The organism is Nonomuraea gerenzanensis (genome assembly GCF_020215645.1).
Lineage (GTDB): Bacteria > Actinomycetota > Actinomycetes > Streptosporangiales > Streptosporangiaceae > Nonomuraea > Nonomuraea gerenzanensis.
In genome coordinates this window covers 10,696,707-10,716,859 of sequence record NZ_CP084058.1, presented here as the reverse complement: position 1 = coordinate 10,716,859, position 20,153 = coordinate 10,696,707, and the positions used below count along the sequence as shown (strand labels likewise).

Genomic DNA, 20,153 nt, shown 5'->3' with positions numbered 1-20,153 from the left:
CGAGCGCGGCGCCGCGCCCTTCCGCCAGCGCCGTCTCGAAGACGCCCACAGGCACCGCCGCTCAGGCACCCGCCGGCCGCGTTCCGCGAGCGCAGGTCGGCGGTGGCGTGCAAGCACCCGCCGCGGGTGCCGCGCAGGTGCGGGGCGGTGGTGCCAGGCCGGTGCCCGCAGGCGGCGTGCAGGCGCCGGTCGGCGGTGGCGCGCCGGCACCCGCGGGTGGTGGCGTGCAGGCAGCCGCCTCAGGTGCCGCGCAGGCGACCGCCTCGGCCGCGCAGGCGACCGCCTCGGCCGCGCAGGCGACCGCCTCTGCTGCCGCGCAGGCGCCGGTGGGCGGATCCGTGACGGCACCTGCCGGTGGCGTGCCGCAGGTGTCGGTCAGTGGTGCCGTGCCGGCGCCCGCTGTGCCTGCCCCGCTAGGAACGGCCGGTGCGATCCCGCAGCCCTTGCCCACCCTCCCCGGCGCCTCGCCCACCCTGCCCGGTGCGGTTGGCTCGTTCCAGCCCGAGGCGGCCGCCGGTGAGGCGCCGTTGCCGTGGGGGATGGCCGTGTCCGCGCGGCCCGTTGAGCCTGTCAGATGGGACAGCCCGATCGACGGTCCGAAGGCTTTGCCGATGGCGGCCGGGGGTATCGGGGTACTGATGGCGGCCCTGTGGGCCGTTGTCACGGTACAACGCGGTCGTAACCGTAGAAAGGTGTTGTAATTCCGTCTTTACTGTTACTTTTACCCGGCTAGTATTCCCTTGACCATGGTTCCAGGGACCACGCGGAGGGCACCGGTGGCACGCACGCGAGCGACAGCCGTGTCCGCTATCGTCCTGGCGCTCGGGCTGACGGGCGCGGGTGCGACGCCGTTCATCATGCAGAGCGCGAGCGCCTCCGTGGCGTTCGATCCGGTGGAGCCCTGCGATCCCGACGTGACCCTGTGCGGCGACGTCACACCCGAGACCACGATCACGGTCACCACCACGTTAGGCTCGCCGAGTCCCACGGGGCCGGAGGAGGCGCCGGAGACGACGGTCACCAAGACCGTCACCGCGACTCCGCCCAAGCCGAGCAAGTCGCCGACCCCCACGAAGACCACCAGCGCGCCCACGACCACGGCCGCGCCCACCCCGCCGGCGGAGAACCCGCAGCCCCTGCCCACGCAGACCGCCGAGGTTCCGCCGGTCACCTCCACCACGCCCACGCCCGAGCAGTCGGTCGAGATGCCGGCCATCGCGCCGACGGAGAGCGTGACCACCCCGCTGCCGAGCCAGACTCAGGCCGCCTCCACCGAGGAGGTGCCGCTGGAGCTGCGCAGGGCGGCGCCGGAGTTCGACCAGACCGACCTGACGCGCAAGCTGAGCATCCCGGCGCTGGTGATGGTGCTGCTGGCGCTGTTCGCGGTGCTGATCTTCGAGGGCAGGCTGCGCAGGATGGCGCACGCGGCGGCCGTACGCAAGGCCGGGCCGCCGCCGGTGACCACCCCGATGGGTGGCCCGATGGGTGGCCCGATGGGTGGCCCGATGGGTGGGCCCGAGATGCATGCGACCGGCGGTTACCCGGCCGGGCCCGGCTACGCCGCGACCGCCGGAGGTTTCCCCGCCCCGGCGCCCGCCTACCCGGGCGGCACGGCGTACGCGCCGATCATCAGCTTCGTGCCGGTGCAGACCTATCCGAGCGGCCCGCCCCAGTACGGCTACCAGGACCCGAACCACCCGTATCCGCCGCAGGGCTACATGCAGGAGCCGCCTGCCACGGAGCCCGAGCCCGTGGTGCTGCACCCGGACGAGTTCGACTCCTACAGCGAGCCGCCCAGGTCGCGCGAGCGGGACCTGTTCGAGCCGCTGGTCCCGCCCGCGCCCGTGCCGACGGACATCCCGCCGGGCGGCGCCGGCCCGTACGACGGCGGCGTCGAGCAGCCCCTCGGCCCGGCCTCGGCCGCCGAGCCGGGCGACGCGATGCCGTGGGAGCAGGAGCGGCCCGGTTCGCTGTTCCAGCCGGCGAGTGAGCGCGGCCCGGCCGACCTCGACCCGTCGGCGCGAGATCAGGGCCCGGCGGATCATCTCGACCCGTCAGCTCGCGAGCGCGGCCAGGCAGGATACGAGCAGCAAGGTCGCGAGCGCGGTCCCGGCGACTACGACCCGCCGCCCTACCTGCCCGCAGACGGCGACGTGACGGCCGTCCAGCCGCTGCCCCCGTCCGCTCAGCCCCCGTCCGGCCAGCCGCAGGAGCCGCAGCCGCAGGAGCCCACCAAGGAGCTGCCCGACTCCACGCGCAGGCGGTTCGGCAGGAAGAAGAAGTAGCGCACGAGCAAAGAGAAGGAGGGGGCCGGAGAAACCGGCCCCCTCCTTCGCGTGAGAGGAGCTACTTGCGCCTGAGGATCTTGTTGCCCAGCCACACCAGCGGGTCGTACTTGCGATCCACCACGCGCTCCTTCATCGGGATCAGCGCGTTGTCGGTGATCTTGATGTGCTCGGGGCAGACCTCGGTGCAGCACTTGGTGATGTTGCAGTAGCCGAGCCCGTGCTCCTCCTGGGCCGCCTCCTGCCGGTCCGCCACGTCGTACGGGTGCATGTCCAGCTCGGCGATCCGCATGAGGAAGCGGGGACCGGAGAAGTTGCTCTTGTTCTCCTCGTGGTCACGGATCACGTGGCAGACGTTGTTGCACATGAAGCACTCGATGCACTTGCGGAACTCCTGAGAGCGCTCGACGTCGATCTGCTTCATCCGGTACTCGCCGGGCTGCACCCCGCTCGGCGGCGTGAACGAGGGCACCTCCCTGGCCTTCTGGTAGTTGTACGAGACGTCGGTGACGAGGTCCTTGATCACCGGGAACGTGCGCATCGGCGTGACCGTGATGGTCTCGTCCTCGGAGAAGGTGGACATCCGGGTCATGCAGCCCAGCCGGGGCTTGCCGTTGATCTCCATGCTGCACGAGCCGCACTTGCCGGCCTTGCAGTTCCACCGGACGGCCAGGTCGGGGGCCTGCGTGGCCTGGAGGCGGTGGATGATGTCGAGGACGACCTCGCCCTCGTTCACCTCCACCGTGAAGTCCTCGAGCCTGCCCTCGCCGCCCTCACCGCGCCAGACCTTGAACTTTGCCTTGTAGCTCATGACTTCGCTATCCCGTCGAACTCGGCCATCTCTTCGTCGGTGAGGTACTTCTTCAGCTCGTCCCGGTCGAACAGGGTGATCAGGTCGTCGCGCATCGGCGGCTGCGCCTGCTCCTCGACCTGGACGGTGGAGCCGTCCTGGGTGGAGCAGACGAGCAGCTTGCGGCGCCAGTCGGGGTTCATGCCGGGGAAGTCGTCGCGGGTGTGCCCGCCGCGGCTCTCCTCGCGCTTGAGCGCGGCGCGCGCCACGCACTCCGAGACCAGCACCATGTTGCGCAGGTCGATCGCCAGGTGCCAGCCGGGGTTGTAGATGCGCGAGCCGGCCGCGCCGACCATGCGCACGCGCTCCTTGAGCTTCTCCACCACGCCGAGTGCCTCGCTGATCTCCTCGGCCTTGCGGATGATGCCGACCAGGTCGTTCATCGTGCGCTGCAGCTCGTGGTGCACCTCGTACGGGTTCTCGCCGCTGCGGCCCAGCGGTGCCAGCGCCTCGTCCCTGGCGGCGTCCACCTGCTCGGGCAGCACCTTGGGCCGGGACGGGAGCGAGTCGATGTAGGCCGCCGCGCCCGCGCCCGCCCGGCGGCCGAAGACCAGCAGGTCGGACAGCGAGTTGCCGCCCAGCCGGTTGGAGCCGTGCATGCCGCCGGAGACCTCACCGGCCGCGAACAGCCCTGGCACGGCCGCCGCGCCGCTGTCGGCGTCGACCTCGACGCCGCCCATGATGTAATGGCAGGTCGGGCCCACCTGCATGGGCTCGGCGGTGATGTCGACGTCGGCCAGCTCCTTGAACTGGTGGTGCATCGACGGCAGCCGCTTCTTGATCTCCTCGGCGGGCAGCCGGGTGGAGACGTCGAGGAACACGCCGCCCTGGGGCGAGCCGCGCCCGGCCTTCACCTCGGCGTTGATCGCGCGGGCCACCTCGTCACGCGGCAGCAGCTCCGGCGGGCGCCGGTTGTTGGCCTGGTCGGTGTACCAGCGGTCGCCCTCCTCCTCCGTGGTGGCGTACTTGTCCTTGAACACCTCGGGGATGTAGTCGAACATGAAGCGCTTGCCCTCGGAGTTGCGCAGCACCCCGCCGTCACCGCGGACGGACTCGGTGACGAGGATGCCGCGCACGGAGGGCGGCCAGACCATCCCGGTCGGGTGGAACTGGATGAACTCCATGTTGATCAGGTTCGCGCCGGCGAGCAGGGCCAGGGCGTGGCCGTCGCCGGTGTACTCCCAGGAGTTGGAGGTCACCACGTACGACTTGCCGATGCCACCGGTGGCCAGGACCACGGCGGGGGCGTCGAAGAGCACGAAGTTGCCGGTCTCGCGCCAGTAGCCGAACGCGCCGGAGATCGCGTCGCCGTCCTTGAGCAGCCGGGTCACCGTGCACTCGGCGAAGACCTTGATGTAGGCCTCGTAGTCGCCGTGCGTCTCGTAGTCCTCCTGCTGGAGCGCGACGACGCGCTGCTGCAGGGTGCGGATCAGCTCCAGCCCGGTACGGTCGCCCACGTGTGCGAGCCGTGGGTACTCGTGCCCGCCGAAGTTCCGCTGGCTGATCTTGCCGTCCTTGGTGCGGTCGAACAGCGCGCCCCACGCCTCCAGCTCCCACACGCGGTCGGGGGCCTCCTTGGCGTGCAGCTCGGCCATCCGCCAGTTGTTGAGGAACTTGCCGCCCCGCATGGTGTCACGGAAGTGCACCATCCAGTTGTCGTCGGGGTTGACGTTGCCCATCGCGGCGGCGGCGCCGCCCTCGGCCATGACCGTGTGCGCCTTGCCGAACAGCGACTTGCAGACGATCGCCGTCCGTTTGCCCTGCTGGCGGGCCTCGATGGCGGCTCGCAGGCCGGCGCCGCCCGCGCCGATGACGACGACGTCGTACTCGTGGCGCTCTGTGTTGTAGGTGTTTTCCACTGAAAGCTGTCCTTACGCGTACGGGAAGGCGATGATGCCCTTGGCCACCAGGCGGACGTACAGGTCGGCACCCATGACGGAGAACATCGAGGCCCACGCGAGGGGTTGGTGCTTGGCGTTGAGCTTGGAGACGAACGTCCAGGCCCGGTACCGCAGCGGGTGGCGGGAGAAGTGGTTGAGCCGTCCCGCCGTGATGTGCCGGCAGGAGTGGCACGACAGCGTGTAGGCGTTGATCAGGATCGCGTTGGCGATCAGGACCCAGGAGCCCAGGCCCAGCGGCTTGTGCACGAGTGCCAGGACGGCGTCGTAGGCCAGGATCAGGCCGATCACGATGGCCGCGTAGAAGAAGTACCGGTGCACGTTCTGCAGGATGAGCGGGAAGCGCCGCTCACCGGTGTACTTGCCGTGCGGCTCCTGCACCGCGCACGCCGGCGGGGACAGCCAGAACGAGCGGTAGTAGGACTTGCGGTAGTAGTAGCAGGTCAACCGGAAGCCGCCGGGCAGGCCGAGGATGATCAGGCCGGGCGGCAGGGCGTACCAGTCGCCGATCGGAGCCCACCCCAGGAAGCGGGCGCCCTCCTCGCAGGAGGTCGCCAGGCAGGGCGAGGCGAACGGGGCGATGTAGGGATCGACGAAGTAACTGTTGTCGATGATCGCCCATACACCGTAGATGAGGAACGAGCTGAGCCCGAGGAATGTCAGTAGCGGGACCAGCCACCATCGGTCTGTGCGCAGGGTGCGCACCTTGACTTGCGCACGCTGCCGTCGGACCGGAGCGTCGGGCGTCGTCTGGGTCATCGCGGACCTCTCCACCTCCCGCGGACCCTTCTGCGCAGGGGGTCCGTGGTTCGATTCACTGGGCGCGCTCACACGGCGGGATCCGCTCGGGCGCGCGTTGGTGGGGGATACGTTACGACGACAGGATCGAAATTTGTGAGCGGGGTCACTCACTTTTTCGATGACTGACTGTGATTCCTGTCACGTACGCGCGTCAGACCGCTACCCCTGCACCGGCAACTTCACCACAGTGACGAAAAAATCATCGATTTGCCGGACAACTCGGATAAATTGCTCGAAATCCACCGGTTTTGAGACATATGCGTTGGCGTGCAGGCGGTAGCTGTGCAGGATGTCCTCCTCCGCCTCCGACGTCGTCAGGATCACCACCGGGATCGTGCGGAGCATGACGTCCGCCTTCACCTCGCGCAGCACCTCCATCCCGCCCATCCGCGGCAGGTTGAGGTCGAGCAGGATCAGGTCGGGCCGCGGCGCGCCGGCGTAGCCCTCGTCCTGGCGCAGGAACGCCATCGCCTGCTCGCCGTCGTTGACCACGTGCAGCCGGTTGCGCACCTTGTTGAGGTCGAAGGCCTCCTTGGTGAGCAGGATGTCGCCCTGGTCGTCCTCCACCAGGAGCACCTCGATCGGGCGCCAGCCGTTCATCGGTCACTCGCCTCCAGCCGCGGGCAGCGTCCAGCGGAACGTGGCGCCATGGCCGTCGGAGTCACCGTCCAGCCAGAGCTGCCCGCCGTGGTACTCGACGATCTTCCTGCACAGGGCCAGCCCGATGCCGGTCCCCGGGTACACGTCACGCGCGTGCAGCCGCTGGAAGATGAGGAAGATGCGGTCGGCGTACTTGGGCTCGACCCCGATGCCGTTGTCGGCGCAGCTGAACTCCCACATCTCACCGTCCCGCCTGACCCCGATGTGCACGCGCGGGGGCGCCTCGGAGCGGAACTTGACGGCGTTCTCGATCAGGTTCTGGAAGAGCTGGGTGAGCTGCAGCTCGTTGGCGCGCAGCCGGGGCAGCTCGTCGCGGGTGACGGTGGCGCCGGCGTCCTCGACCGTGGCCGAGAGGTTCTCCAGCGCCCGGTCCAGCGCCGCGCCGGAGTCGATGTCGCTCTTCTCGCCGGTCACCCGGCCCACCCTGGAGAAGTCGAGCAGGTCGTTGATCAGCAGTTGCATGCGCTTGGCGCCGTCGACCGCGTAGTGGATGTACTGCCTGGCCCGCTCGTCGAGCTCCGGGCCGTAGCGCTGCTCCAGCATCTGGGTGAAGCTGGCGACCTTGCGCAGCGGCTCCTGGAGGTCGTGGCTGGCCACGTACGCGAACTGCTCCAGCTCCCCGTTCGACCTGCGCAGCTCCTCCGCCTGGTCGGTGGCCACCCGCCAGGCCGAGACGATGCGGGCGCGCATGGAGTCGATGTGGCTGGACAGCTCCGCCAGCTCGGCCGGCCGGTCCACGTGCAGGTCGTGGTCGAAGTCGCCGCCGGCGACCGTGCGGACCTGGGCGGTGAGCTGGTCGATGGGCTTGAGCACCGCGTACCGGACCATGAACGCCAGCCCGACGCCCAGCGCCACCAGCAGGGCGAAGACCGCGATGAGCGCCGCGTTGAGGCGGTCGAGCTGGGCGGCCAGCGCGGGAGGTGGGTGCAGCGCCTCGGCCTGCGTGCTCATCGTCATGATGATCACGACTCCGGCGGCGAACGTGACGCCCGCCAGCACCCCGAGGAGCACGAACCAGCGGGCGACCGGCAGCCTGCCCAGCCCGGTGGGCGCCTTGGGCGGCGGAAGCGGGTGGATGCTCATCCTTGTCTCCTCCGCAGCATGACCACTGCCAGGTCGTCGCTCAGGGTGCCCACATGGGTGATGAGCCGGTCGAGGTCGATGGCGCCGTGCTCGCGGACCAGCTCCACCAGGCCGTCGACGCCGAGGAACCGGCTGGGCTCGCCCACGGCGGCCTCGATCAGGCCGTCGGTGTAGAGCATCATCGACCACTCGGCGCCGAGCGGCACGTCGAGCACCGCCCACTCCGCGTCGGGGAAGATCCCCAGCGGCGGGCCCGACGGGGTGCCCTGCACCACCTCGACGGCGCCGTCGCGCACCAGCACGGGAGGCGGGTGGCCGACCACGCGCATCCTGGCCGAGCCCAGGTCGGGGCTGATGGTGGCCATGCACAGGGTGGTGAAGATCTCGGGGGCCTTGCGCTCGGCCCGCAGCAGCATGTCGAGCGTACGCAGCAGCGTGTCGCCCGTCTGCCCGGCCAGCACCAGCGTGCGCCAGGCGATGCGCAGCGCCACCCCCAGCGCGGCCTCGTCGGGCCCGTGCCCGCACACGTCGCCGACCATGACGTGCACCGAGCCGTCGGGCGTCTGCACGGTGTCGAAGAAGTCACCGGCCAGCGTGCCGCCGCTGCCCGGCAGGTAGCGGGTCATGTGCTCGATCGCCGCGGTACGCAGCAGCGGGTCGGGCAGCAGGGCGCCCTCCAGCCGGGCGTTCTCCTTGGCCGTCAGCTCCGCCTGGACGAGCTTGAGCTGGGCCAGGTCGGCGCGCTTGCGCTCCATCGCGTACCTGATGGAGCGGGCCAGCAGCCGCGCGTCCACGTCGCCCTTGACCAGGTAGTCCTGGGCGCCCGACTGCACGGCGGAGACGCCCACGTGCACGTCCCTGAGCCCGGTGAGCACCAGCACGGCCGTGTGCGGTGAGGCCACCGCCAGCACCTCGTCCAGCGCCTCCAGGCGGCTGGCGTCGGGCAGCGAGAGGTCCACGAGCACGCACTGGATCTGGGAGGTCAGCTTCGACCTGGCCTCCCTCAGGCTCCGCGCCCGGAAGATCCTGGGCGGGGCCACGGCCTGCTTCAGCAGCTCCTCGACGAGGAAGGCGTCTCCGTCGTCGTCCTCGATGAGGAGCAGCGTCAGCGTTTCCGTGAGATTTGCCGTCAAAACGCCTCTCCGGGAGTCGGGCTCTTGCTGCTCATTCTGCGATGAGCGCCACCCCTTGTGGAAGCGTGCCTTCGTGACCGGCCTCGACCACGAAGGCCAGCAGCGTCTCCCTGAACGCCTGTGCGGCCCTGGTCGGCTCGACATCCTTGCGGTGGGCCAGCGCGATCGTACGGCTCAGCCCCGGCGGCGCCAGCGGCGTGCCGAGCAGCCCCGGCCTGCCGTCGAGCACCATCGACGGCACCACCGCCACCCCCAGCCCGGCCTCCACGAACCGCAGCACCGCGTCCATCTCCCCGCCCTGCACCGCGAACCTGGGCTCGAACCCGGCCTGCCGGCACGCCGCCAGCGTGGCCTCCCGCAGGTCGTAGCCGCGCCTGAACATCACCATCGGTCTGCCGCGCAGGTCCTCGATGTGCAGGTAGGGGCCCTTGATCTGCTCGTGGGACGGTGAGACGACCACGAGGTTCTCGCGCAGGATCTCCTCGGTGACCAGCGCGGGGTCGTCGCTCTGCAGCGGCATGATGATCAGCGACAGGTCGAGCTGCCCCCTGGCCAGCGCCCTGATCAGGTCGCGCGAGCCGCCCTCCTCCACCAGCAACTCGATGCCCGGGTAGGCGCGGTGGAAGCGGGCCAGCGCGTCGGCCAGCAGCCCCGCGCACAGCGACGGCGTGGCGCCCAGGCGCACCCGGCCCCGGCGCAGCCCGGCGAGCTGGGCCACCTCCTGCCTGGCGGTGTCGGCGTCGGCCAGGATGCGGCGGGCCAGCGGCAGCAGCGCCTCACCGGCGGCGGTCAGCGTGACGTTGCCGCGCGCCCGCGAGAACAGGCGCGCGCCGAGATCGTCCTCCAGCGCCTTGATCTGCTTGCTGAGCGACGGCTGGGCGACCCGCATGCGCTCGGCCGCCTGGGTGAAGTGCCGGGTCTCCGCCACCGCCACGAAGTACGCGAGCTGCTGCAACTGCATGTGATTTTCCTCGCACCGGCGCGGTGTAAGCGGTGAGTAAAAGCCGCGCCCACCCACATCATAGCCTTGGGCTATCGAAACCAAGCCCATCATGACTTGGACGGATCATCGCTGGATACCTAGCGTTCAAACGTGACTGCCACGATAGAGCGCGGCTCCGCCACCGCGCCTGTTAACACCCCTGCTTCCAAGAAGACTCCAACGCCGAAGCGGCCGGGCGGGTTCCTCGGCTCGTCCAACGGCAAGAAAGTCGTCATGGCCGTCACGGGCGCCGTGATGGTGAGCTTCCTCGTGCTCCACATGCTGGGCAACCTGAAGATCTTCTTCGGCCGTGAGTCCTTCAACGACTACGCCCACTGGCTGCGCACGCTGCTTGAGCCGTTCGCGCCGTACCGCACGGTTCTGACGATCCTGGAGATCGGCCTCGTCGTCTCGGTCGTCCTGCACATGTGGGCCGCGATCTCGCTGTCCCGCCGCGCGGGCAAGGCCAGGCCCGTCAAGTACGTGGCCAAGAAGTCGCAGGCGAACGGCTACGCCACGCACATCATGCGCTGGGGCGGCGTGACGATCGTGCTCTTCGTGGTCTGGCACCTGCTCGACCTGACCTTCGGCGTCGTCAACCCGGCGGGCACCGCCTCGTCCGCGGCCGACCGGATGATCGACGGCTTCGACCCGTCCCGCTGGTGGGTCACGCTCATCTACGTCGTGGCCGTCGTCATGGTCGGCCTGCACCTGCGCCACGGCGTCTGGAGCGCCTTCCAGACCCTCGGCTGGGCCAACAAGGACCGCAACAAGGCGCTGCGCGCCACCGCCGGGCTGCTCTCCGCCGTCCTGGTGATCGGCTTCCTGGTCCCGCCCCTCGCGATCATGTTCGGAGTTGTCAAGTGAAGTTCACCGAAGGCCCCGAGATCCGGGACACCAAGGCGCCCGAGGGCCCGATCGAGGAGCGCTGGGAGAAGCGCAAGTTCAGCGCCAAGCTGGTCAACCCGGCCAACAAGCGCAAGCTCAACGTGATCGTCGTCGGCACCGGCCTGGCGGGCGGCTCCGCGGCGGCGACCCTGGGCGAGCTGGGCTACAACGTCAAGTCCTTCTGCTACCAGGACTCCCCGCGCCGCGCCCACTCCATCGCCGCGCAGGGCGGCATCAACGCCGCCAAGAACTACCGCGGCGACGGCGACTCGATCTACCGCCTGTTCTACGACACCGTGAAGGGCGGCGACTTCCGCGCCCGCGAGTCGAACGTCTACCGCCTCGCCCAGGTCTCGGTGAACATCATCGACCAGGCCGTGGCCCAGGGCGTGCCGTTCGCCCGCGAGTACGGCGGCCTGCTCGACACCCGCTCCTTCGGCGGCGCCCAGGTCTCCCGTACCTTCTACGCCCGTGGCCAGACGGGGCAGCAGCTCCTGCTGGGCGCGTACCAGGCGCTGGAGCGGCAGGTCGCGGCCGGGACCGTCGAGATGCACACCCGGCACGAGATGCTCGACCTGATCGTCTCCGACGGGCGGGCGCGCGGCGTCATCGTGCGCGACATGGTCACCGGCGAGATCGAGCGCCACCTGGCCGACGCCGTGGTGCTGGCCACCGGCGGCTACGGGAACGTGTTCTTCCTGTCCACGAACGCCAAGGGTTGCAACACCACCGCCATCTGGCGGGCGCACGAGCGCGGCGCGTACTTCGCCAACCCCTGCTACACGCAGATCCACCCGACCTGCATCCCGGTGTCGGGCGAGTACCAGTCGAAGCTGACGCTGATGTCGGAGTCGCTGCGCAACGACGGCCGCGTCTGGGTGCCGCTGCGCAAGAACGACGAGCGCGCCCCCGGCGACATCCCCGAGGACGAGCGCGACTACTACCTGGAGCGCATCTACCCGAGCTTCGGCAACCTGGTGCCGCGCGACATCGCCTCCCGCGCCGCCAAGAACGTCTGCGACGAGGGTCGCGGTGTCGGCCCCGGCGGCCTGGGCGTGTACCTGGACTTCCGGGACGCGATCAACCGCCTCGGCCGCGACGCCGTCGAGAAGAAGTACGGCAACCTCTTCGAGATGTACGAGCGCATCACCGGCGAGAACCCCTACGACGTGCCGATGCGCATCTACCCCGCCGTGCACTACACGATGGGCGGCCTGTGGGTGGACTACGACCTGCAGTCCACGATCCCCGGCCTGTTCGTCATCGGCGAGGCCAACTTCTCCGACCACGGCGCCAACCGCCTCGGCGCGTCCGCGCTGATGCAGGGCCTGGCCGACGGCTACTTCGTGCTGCCGACCACCATCGGCGACTACCTCGCCAACGGCCCCTACGGGGACGTGGACGAGGAGGCCGTGGCCGAGGCCGAGATCAAGGTCCGCACCAGGATCGACCGCCTGCTCGCCGTCAACGGCACCCGCACGCCCGACTCCTTCCACCGCGAGCTGGGCAAGCTCATGTGGGACTACTGCGGCATGGAGCGCACCGAGGAGTCGCTGCGCAAGGCGCTGGAGCGCATCCCCGAGCTGCGCGAGGAGTTCTGGCAGAACGTCAAGGTGTCCGGCACCGCCGAGGAGCTGAACCAGGTGCTGGAGAAGGCCGGCCGCGTCGCCGACTTCTTCGACCTGGCCGAGCTGATGTGCCTGGACGCCCTCGTCCGCACGGAGTCCTGCGGCGGCCACTTCCGCGCCGAGTCCCAGGACGCCGACGGCGAGGCCCTGCGCGACGACGAGAACTTCGCGCACGTGTCGGCCTGGGAGCACTCCCCGGAGGGGCCGGTGCTGCACAAGGAAGCGCTCGAGTACGAGTACGTCAAGATGACCCAGCGGAGCTACAAGTGAATCTGACCCTGCGCGTTTGGCGTCAGAGCGGACCCTCGGACAAGGGCCGCATGGTGACGTACAAGGTTGAGGACGTCTCCCCGGACATGTCGTTCCTGGAGATGCTGGACGTCCTGAACGAGAAGCTCATCCTGGAGGGCGACGACCCGATCGCCTTCGACCACGACTGCCGCGAGGGCATCTGCGGCATGTGCGGCATGGTCATCAACGGCGTCGCCCACGGCGAGCAGCGCGCCACGACCACCTGCCAGCTGCACATGCGCCACTTCGAGGACGGCGCCGAGATCACCATCGAGCCGTGGCGCGCGGCCCCGTTCCCGGTGGTCAAGGACCTGGTGGTGGACCGCAGCTCGTTCGACCGGATCATCCAGGCGGGGGGCTTCGTCTCCGTGCCGGCCGGCTCGGCGCCGGACGCCCACAGCGTCCCGGTGCGCAAGGAGGACGCGGACGCGGCCTTCGACGCCGCCACCTGCATCGGGTGCGGCGCGTGCGTGGCCGCCTGCCCGAACGGCTCCGCCTCCCTGTTCACGGCCGCCAAGATCACCCACCTCAGCTTGTTGCCGCAGGGGCAGCCGGAGCGGCTGTCGCGGGCCAAGGCGATGGTGGACCAGATGGACGCTGAGGGCTTCGGCGGCTGCACGAACACGGGGGAGTGCACGGCGGTGTGCCCGAAGGGGATTCCGCTGGACACGATCGCCCAGATGAACAGCGACTACCTCAAGGCCAACGCCAAGTAGGGCAAGCTTCAGCAGTTCATCGCCTGATGCCCCGTCCCGCACAAAGGGCTTCGCCATGGGAAGCGCTTCGCGCGGGCGGGCATCAGGCTGTTCTGTTTCTAGGCGCCTTTCGGCGCACCCCACGCCTTCAGCCCTTCGACTGAACCGCCCGTCCGGCCACCGGCGCGGGCGGCAGCCCAACCGATGGTCTCTCTGCTCGCCGCGTAGTGTGCATCGCCTCCGCTGCCGGGACGAGCCTCTCGCTCGACCACACCAACGCCGGGACCGACATGTTCCCAACTGTCGATCATCCGACTAGGCTGAATGGAGCTGCTGTCCTCACTCACCGGACTGGATGTTCAGGGCGAGATGGCCAACAGAGCGACACACAGCAGGCCGATCGGCCGCGACGCTGAGCTCAGCCTCCTCGCGAACGCCGTGTCAGCCGCGGCCGACGGAGAGCTACGGGCCGTCGCGGTGCGGGGTGATCCGGGGATGGGGAAGACCCGGCTGCTCGCCGAACTCGCCGATCTGGCCCGGGCGCAGGGCTTCTCCGTGCATCACGGTCAGGCGACCGAGTTCGAGCGCGACGTGCCGTTCGGTGTCTACCTCGCCGCGTTCGAGCCTCAGCCGGGCGAACGCAGCCGCGACGCGCAGCGCGCGCTGACCGAGCTGCTGCTGGACGCCACCGGGCCGTCCGAGGCCCGGCGGGCGGGGCTCGACCGTTACCGGCTCTTCCAGCGGGCGCGGCGGCTCATCGAGGATCAGGGGGCCGCCGGTCCGGTCGCCATCGTGCTGGACGACCTGCACTGGGCGGATCAGTCGTCCGTGGAGCTGACCGAGTACCTGTTACGGCGCCCGCCGCGGGCGCCGTTGCTGCTGGCCACGGCGTATCGCGCGGCTCAGGTGCCGGCCGGTCTCGCCCGGGCCGTCGCGCAGCTCGGTGACGCGACGGTGCACATCAGTCTCGCGCCGCTGGAGGAGAGCGACGTGGCGGCGCTGTTGCCGGAGGCGGATCGGGGGCGGCGGCGGCTGCTGTACCGGACCACCCGCGGCAACCCGCTCTACCTTCAGGTGCTCGCCAACGCCGGTGCCGACACGCTCAACGCCCTCGCCGAGGCGGGGGACGCGGCGACCGGGGCGCCGGAGCGGGCCCTGCTCGACGTGCTCAGCACGGAGCTGACCGCCCTGACGCCGGAGGTCCGGCAGGTGGCGTGCGCGGCGGCGGTGGCCGGTGAGCCGATCTCGCTGGACCTCGTCGCGGCCATCACCGGGCTGCCGGAGCCCGCCCTCGACCGGGCCTTCGATCACCTGGTCGGGGTGGGGCCGGTGGTCGAGGCCGACGCCTCCTTCCGGTTCCGGCACCCCCTGGTGCGGGCCGCGGCGTACTGGATGGCGGGGGCGGCCTGGCGGTTGCGGGCGCACGACCGGGCAGCCGGGTACCTGCGTACCAACGGAGGGCCGCTGCAACTGCTGGCGCACCACACCGCGCGGTCGGCGCAGCACGGTGACGTGCGGGCGGTGCGGACGCTGGAGGCCGCGGCCGCGGCGGCCCTGGACGCCGCCCCGTCCACCGCCGTCCGGTTGTTGCGGACGGCGATCCGGTTGTTGCCGGACGAGGAGGATCAGGCCGCGTGGCGGGTGCAGCTGCAGTGGGCGCTGGGGCGGGCGCTGGGGGTCACCGGCGAGCTGGCGGCCAGCCGGCGGATCCTCCAAGAGGTGATGCGGGCGCCCGGGCCGTTGCGGATCGCGGCGGTCAGCTTCTCCTCGATGGTCTATCGCCTGCTCGGGGACCTGGACGAGGCGAAGGCGCTGCTCACCACCGAGCTGACCCGGCCGCACACGCGTGACCGGTCGACCAGCCTGGCCCAGGTGGGGCTGGCGGCGGTCGAGCTGATGGGGCGGGATCCGGGGAAGGCACGGCTGGCGGCTGCCGTCGCGATCCAGTCTCTGCGGGGTGCGGGTGGTGAGGCCGAAGCAGCTCAGCCCGGGAGTGCTTCGGGCTGGGAGGTCTCGTCAGTGAGAGACGCGGGCGGGGAGGTGCCGGATGCGGCTCGGTCCGGGAGGGGTGCGGGTGATGGGCCGCTGGAAGCGGCCGCCCGGACGATACACGCGCTGGCCAGCCTGCGTGACGGCCGTGTGGCGCTGAGCCGTGACGAGACCGATCGGGCGGCGTGGCTGACGGATGCCATGACCGACGACGTGCTGGCACCGCACCTGGAACTGATCGCGCCGCTGGGCTGGGTCGAGCTGCACCTGCGGCGCTACGACGACGCTGCGCGGCACCTGCGTCGCGGGCTGGACATCGCCTATCGTGCCGGGCGTAGCCACAGCGTGCCGTACCTGCTCATCGCCTGGTCCGCGCTGCACGAGCGGCAGGGGCGGCTGTCCGAGGCGGTGAGCGCCGCCGAGGAGGCGCGCGAGGCGTCCCGGCTGATCCACAGCCGGGAGACCCTGGCCATGTCCAGCATCCTGCTGTTGCGTCCGCTGCTGTGGCGGGACGGGCCGCGGGCCGCGCTGGAGCTGGCCGAGCGCATCTCCGGGGCTCGGCCCAGGTCGGGCTGGTGGTCCGACCTGGCGCGGCTGGATCTCGCGCTGGTCCACGCCGAGGCCGGGCAGCCGGAGCACGCTCTGGCCGTGTTGACGGAGGAGGAGCCGGCCGACGAGCTGATCAGGACGTACAGCCTGTCCTTGCAGGCGGTGACCACCGCAGGGACCCTTGGCGGTGGCGGTGGCGGTGGCGGTGGCGGTGGCGGTGGCGGTGGCGGCGGTGGCGAGCGGGCGCGGGCCGAAGCCGGTTCGCTCGCCGACCTCGCCCTGTCCCGGGCCATGGAGTCGGGTCTGTCCCATCAACTGGGGTTCGCACATCGGGCCCAGGCGAAGGTGTTCATGCTCGCCGGGCGCGCGCAGGAGGCCGCCGCACACGCGGCACAGGCTGCCGACCACTTCGCCGCCGCGGGGTCGCCGGTCGAGGAGGGGCTCACGCGGCAACTCGCCGCCGAGCTGTATGCCGTTCTGGGCTCGGTGGTGCGGGTGCGTGAGGAGATCGGGCGGGCCAAGTCGCTGTACGCCGCCGCCGGGGCCGCCTGGTTGTCGGCCGCGCTGGCGCGTGACGAGCGGCGGCTGGCCGCCCGGGCGCCACGGAGGCACCGGCAGTCGGCCGGTCCGCTGTCCACGCTCACCACCCGCGAACGGCAGATCGCCGACCTGGCGGTGGGCGGGCTGACGAACCAGCAGATCGCGGAGCGGCTGTACCTGAGCCCCAAGACGGTGGAGGCGCACCTCTCCCGTACCTTCGCCAAGCTCGGCGTCCAGTCGCGCGTCACGCTCACCCAGCACCTGGCCGCGGACGCGCAGGACCAGGACGATTGAGCCGCCCGCCGGCCCCGCCGCGGGGCTGATGTAGGGGGTGGGGTTAGGGAACCGCCCGATGCTAGCGCGGGCCCTCGCGGAGCATGCTGCTGCGGCAAGTCACGCGATCAGCGAGGGAGGTTCACGTGTCACCTTTCCGGGTCGAAAGACGTGCGAGGGCTGGAGGGCGCGTCAGGGCACGCGTCGTGGTGACGGCGTTGCTCGCCGTTCTGGGGCTGGTCCTGTCGGCGGCTCCGGCCGGCGCCGATCTGGTACCGGTGCCGCCCCGGCCCACGTTGCCCCCGCCGGGGCCGGTCACGCCGGTGCCGCCGCCCGGGGTTCCGTTCCCGACGCTCGGGCCGACGCCACCGATCGTGTTACCGTGCGCGCCCACCTGTCTCCAGGGGCCGGATCCGGAGCCGTACGACTCGGTCGTCTACGGCGACAGCTACACCAGCGGCGAGGGCGCCAGCCACAACCACACGTACGTGCCGAACGCCGACGGCTCGGAGGACTTCAGGCACAGGAGCGGCCTGGCCCCCTTCTACGTCGCCTGGGCGGCACTGGAGATGGGCCGCAATCCGCTGCGCAGGATGACGCTCACCTCGGACAAGATGGAGCAGGCGATCGGCAAGGACCGGCTCTTCTTCAAGGCCTCGTCCGGCGCGTGGATCAAGCACCTCGACGAGGAGCAGAAGGAGAAGAAGGGCGGAACGGCCGTCCGGAACCCGCCGCAGGCCCACGACGTCCCGACCATGGCCAAGATCGCTTACTTCGGGCTCGGCGGCAACGACGCCGGCTTCGCCGACCTGGTCAGCACCGCGGCCACGGCGTTCCTGTTCCGGCCCAACGGAGCCCTCATGGGATCGCTGACGTGGGAGACCGACCAGGAGGTGTCGGTCAGCATGGAGCTCAGCCGGCTGGAGCCGCGCATCAACGACCTGAAGAACAAGGTCGCCCAGGGGCTGTGGAGTGTCCGGGAGACGCACCCGGTGGCCGAGATCGTGGTGGCGCTCTACCCGCTGGGGATCAAGCCGTCGGGCAACACCGGCATCACGGAGATCACCGGCCGGACCATGGACCTGATGTATCCGTTCGCGGCCAGGGTGAACCAGGCCATCCGGGACGGGGTGGCGCAGTTCCAGGCCAACCACCCGCAGACCAAGGTGCACATCTTCGACCCGAACACGGCCGGGCCGAACGGCACGAGCGTGGTCGCCGGGCATGAGCTCGGCGAGCCCGACTCGTACTTCCAGGGCCTCGTCCACCGCCCGAACCTGCTGCTGAGCAAGCCGTTCCAGTCCTACCAGGAGAGCTTCCACCCCAACGAGCTCGGCGCGGTGGCCATCGGCAAGGCGCTGGCGACCTTCCTGGCCGCCAAGATGCCGGCCCTCTTCCCGAACGGGCCGAAGTTCGACGCCCTGACCATGGACCCGAAGCCGCTGGCCGCGGTGCCCGAGGACAGGCAGGCGGTGCTGGACTGGGCGGTCACCAACGGGGCGCAGCTCTGCGAGGACACCGACATCGACAGCCTGTGCCGCTCCATCACCCCGGACGGCATCGTGCTGTCCAAGGAGCTCTGGTTCGACCCGAACCGGGTCCGGCCGTTCCCCGGCCCGCCCACCCCGGGCGGCCCCGACACCGGCACACCCGGTGGGGGAGGCGGCGGTGGGGAGTCCACCTGGATCCCGGCCCAGTACGTGCCCAAGGATCCGTGTGACATCTTCCGGCCGGTCTTCTCCGAGTACTACGCGAGGGTGCAGATCCAGGACGGGCCGTTGCAGCCTCCGAGGTCCGTGCACGAGCTGCTCGTGGCTCCCAAGTCGCCCAAGTGCGTCCCGGGCATCGGGCTGATTTTCGATTACTGATCGCGACCCACGCCCTTCGGCGACTCGGCCCACCCCTGCTCCTGTAGGTGGTGGGCCGTCGAACGTCGGCCGGGGACGGCTGCGAGGTCGGGTGATCCGTTGTGCCAGGCGCACAGTTCTCAACTGTGACAGAGTGTGATCATGCGGCAACCCTTGGCGAGGTCGTTCAACACCACCGGCCCCTGCGATCCGCGGCGCCACTACATGCTGCCTCCCGCGCCACGGCTTCCCGACGCGCGGGTGCTGATCGAGATGGATCGCTACTTCGTGCTGCACGCGCCCCGGCAGACCGGTAAGACGACCACGCTCAACGCCCTGGCTTCCGAGCTGACCGCCGAGGGTGACATCGCCGCGGTGATGTTCTCCTGCGAGCGCGCCAAGTCGGCCGGTGACGACTACGCCGCAGCTGAGTCGCTTCTGCTGGAATCTCTTCGCCGCGCCGCAGAAGGGGCGGGATGGCCGCCGGAGCTGCTGCCGCCGGATCCCTGGCCGCAGGGCACGCCGGGCGGCCGGTTCATCTCGGCGCTGACCGAGTGGTGCCTTCGCTGCCCGCGCCGGGTGGTGCTGTTCATGGACGAGATCGACGCCTTGCAGGGCAACAGCCTGGTGAGCATCCTCAGCCAGCTCCGCGAGGGCCACAACGCACGGCATGGTAGCCAGTCGTTTCCCGCGTCCGTGGTGCTGTGCGGGCTGCGCGACGTGCGTGACTACAAGGTCGCATCCGGAGGCGCAGCCGACCGCCACAACGCGGCCAGCCCGTTCAACATCATCGCCGAGTCGCTGCGCCTGAGCGACTTCACCACCGACCAGATCGCCGAGCTGTACGATCAGCACACCCAGGCGACCGGCCAGAAGTTCACCAAGGACGCCGTGGACCGGGTCTTCGAGCTGACCCAGGGGCAGCCCTGGCTGGTCAATGCCGTCGCTCATGAGATCACCTTCAAGATGGGGGTGACCGGCCACATCGCCACCGAGCAGGTGGAGGAAGCCAAGGAACGGCTTATCCGGGCGCGCGCCACCCACCTGGACGCCCTGACGGCCCGGCTGTACGAGCCCCGGGTCACGCGAGTGATCGAACCCATCCTTGCCGGCACGATGCCGAGCACGGACGACAGCATCGACGACGACGCCTCCTACGTCCACGATCTGGGCCTCATCTCTGACACGAGGAGGCTGGAGATCGCCAATCCGATCTATCGAGAGGTTCTGCTGCGGGTCCTTGGCGCTCGCGCGGAGCGGTTTGTGATGGCCGAGCCGCACAGCTTCGTGCTGCCGGACGGTCGCTTCGACCTGCCGCGCCTGCTTGAGGAGTTCGTGGTGTTCTGGCGGGAGCACGGCGAGGTGCTCATCCGACAGGAGGGCTACCACGAGGCCGCCTGCCAGATCATCCTGATGGCCTTCCTGCACCGCCTGGTCAACGGCGGCGGCTACCTCGACCGCGAGTACGCCGCAGGCACCAAACGCCTGGACGTATTCGTCCGCTGGCCCTACCCCGGCCCCGGCGGCGAGCGGCTGATGCAGCGCGAGGCCATGGAGCTGAAGGTCTGGCGGGCCGGCGAGAACGACCCGATGCCCGACGGCCTGGCCCGGCTCGACCGCTATCTCGACCGCCTCACCCTCACCACCGGCGTACTGGTGATCTTCGACCGCCGCCCCGAGGCCCCGCCGTGGCGGGAACGCGGCGGCTTCGAGCAGGCGACCACCCCGTCCGGCCGCCAGGTCACCGTCCTGCGGATATGA

The 20,153-nt window shown here is 70.3% G+C and carries 14 protein-coding genes; 7 read left to right on the top strand and 7 right to left on the bottom strand.

Going from position 1 to position 20,153, the window contains the following annotated elements:
• Positions 1-800 precede the first annotated feature (800 nt).
• Entirely contained in the window at positions 801-2,285 is a 1,485-nt protein-coding gene (locus LCN96_RS49860) for a hypothetical protein (RefSeq protein ID WP_225269399.1), read from the top strand.
• 61 nt (positions 2,286-2,346) lie between these two features.
• On the opposite strand, the gene LCN96_RS49855 is transcribed toward LCN96_RS49860, so the two are convergent.
• The 7 genes from LCN96_RS49855 to LCN96_RS49825 all read right to left on the bottom strand — a co-directional run bounded on the left by LCN96_RS49855 (position 2,347) and on the right by LCN96_RS49825 (position 9,671).
• Positions 2,347-3,096: a succinate dehydrogenase/fumarate reductase iron-sulfur subunit gene (locus LCN96_RS49855; protein WP_225269398.1), complete on the bottom strand. Its 750-nt coding sequence runs from the start codon at positions 3,094-3,096 to the stop codon at positions 2,347-2,349.
• Positions 3,093-4,994 carry a fumarate reductase/succinate dehydrogenase flavoprotein subunit gene (locus LCN96_RS49850; RefSeq protein ID WP_225269397.1) on the bottom strand — a complete coding sequence of 634 codons (1,902 nt, stop codon included), beginning with the start codon at positions 4,992-4,994 and terminating at the stop codon, positions 3,093-3,095. The genes LCN96_RS49855 and LCN96_RS49850 overlap by 4 nt, the downstream gene beginning before the upstream one ends.
• A 12-nt stretch (positions 4,995-5,006) precedes the next feature.
• Positions 5,007-5,792: a hypothetical protein gene (locus LCN96_RS49845; RefSeq protein WP_225269396.1), complete on the bottom strand. Its 786-nt coding sequence runs from the start codon at positions 5,790-5,792 to the stop codon at positions 5,007-5,009.
• 201 nt (positions 5,793-5,993) lie between these two features.
• Entirely contained in the window at positions 5,994-6,434 is a 441-nt protein-coding gene (locus LCN96_RS49840) for a response regulator (RefSeq protein WP_225269395.1), read from the bottom strand.
• A gap of 3 nt (positions 6,435-6,437) precedes the next feature.
• Positions 6,438-7,577, bottom strand: coding sequence for a sensor histidine kinase (locus LCN96_RS49835; protein ID WP_225269394.1), 1,140 nt, complete (start codon positions 7,575-7,577; stop codon positions 6,438-6,440).
• A complete protein-coding gene (locus tag LCN96_RS49830; protein WP_225269393.1) occupies positions 7,574-8,710 on the bottom strand; it encodes a PP2C family protein-serine/threonine phosphatase in 1,137 nt (378 codons plus the stop codon). The genes LCN96_RS49835 and LCN96_RS49830 overlap by 4 nt, the downstream gene beginning before the upstream one ends.
• Positions 8,711-8,741: 31 nt before the next feature.
• Complete coding sequence (locus LCN96_RS49825) at positions 8,742-9,671, bottom strand: LysR family transcriptional regulator (protein WP_225269392.1); 930 nt, start codon at positions 9,669-9,671, stop codon at positions 8,742-8,744.
• A gap of 132 nt (positions 9,672-9,803) precedes the next feature.
• Between LCN96_RS49825 and LCN96_RS49820 the strand changes: the two genes are divergently transcribed.
• From LCN96_RS49820 to LCN96_RS49795, 6 genes are all read left to right on the top strand, one after another.
• Positions 9,804-10,559: a succinate dehydrogenase cytochrome b subunit gene (locus LCN96_RS49820; protein ID WP_225269391.1), complete on the top strand. Its 756-nt coding sequence runs from the start codon at positions 9,804-9,806 to the stop codon at positions 10,557-10,559.
• Positions 10,556-12,478 carry a fumarate reductase/succinate dehydrogenase flavoprotein subunit gene (locus LCN96_RS49815; protein WP_225269390.1) on the top strand — a complete coding sequence of 641 codons (1,923 nt, stop codon included), beginning with the start codon at positions 10,556-10,558 and terminating at the stop codon, positions 12,476-12,478. Before LCN96_RS49820 ends, LCN96_RS49815 begins: the two co-directional genes overlap by 4 nt.
• A complete protein-coding gene (locus tag LCN96_RS49810) occupies positions 12,475-13,215 on the top strand; it encodes a succinate dehydrogenase/fumarate reductase iron-sulfur subunit (protein WP_225269389.1) in 741 nt (246 codons plus the stop codon). Before LCN96_RS49815 ends, LCN96_RS49810 begins: the two co-directional genes overlap by 4 nt.
• Before the next feature lie 303 nt (positions 13,216-13,518).
• Positions 13,519-16,566 (top strand): helix-turn-helix transcriptional regulator, encoded by a 3,048-nt coding sequence (locus LCN96_RS49805; protein ID WP_311132125.1) that lies wholly within the window; start codon positions 13,519-13,521, stop codon positions 16,564-16,566.
• A gap of 197 nt (positions 16,567-16,763) precedes the next feature.
• Entirely contained in the window at positions 16,764-18,413 is a 1,650-nt protein-coding gene (locus LCN96_RS49800; protein ID WP_225269388.1) for an SGNH/GDSL hydrolase family protein, read from the top strand.
• Between the two features lie 141 nt (positions 18,414-18,554).
• A complete protein-coding gene (locus LCN96_RS49795) occupies positions 18,555-20,153 on the top strand; it encodes an ATP-binding protein (protein WP_225269387.1) in 1,599 nt (532 codons plus the stop codon).

Coding starts and splice junctions, on each gene's coding strand:
- LCN96_RS49855 (WP_225269398.1), bottom strand. CDS start 3,096: ATGAGCTACAAGGCAAAGTTCAAGGTCTGGCGCGGTGAGGGCGGCGAG.
- LCN96_RS49845 (WP_225269396.1), bottom strand. CDS start 5,792: ATGACCCAGACGACGCCCGACGCTCCGGTCCGACGGCAGCGTGCGCAA.
- LCN96_RS49840 (WP_225269395.1), bottom strand. CDS start 6,434: ATGAACGGCTGGCGCCCGATCGAGGTGCTCCTGGTGGAGGACGACCAG.
- LCN96_RS49835 (WP_225269394.1), bottom strand. CDS start 7,577: ATGAGCATCCACCCGCTTCCGCCGCCCAAGGCGCCCACCGGGCTGGGC.
- LCN96_RS49825 (WP_225269392.1), bottom strand. CDS start 9,671: ATGCAGTTGCAGCAGCTCGCGTACTTCGTGGCGGTGGCGGAGACCCGG.
- LCN96_RS49805 (WP_311132125.1), top strand. CDS start 13,519: ATGGAGCTGCTGTCCTCACTCACCGGACTGGATGTTCAGGGCGAGATG.
- LCN96_RS49795 (WP_225269387.1), top strand. CDS start 18,555: ATGCGGCAACCCTTGGCGAGGTCGTTCAACACCACCGGCCCCTGCGAT.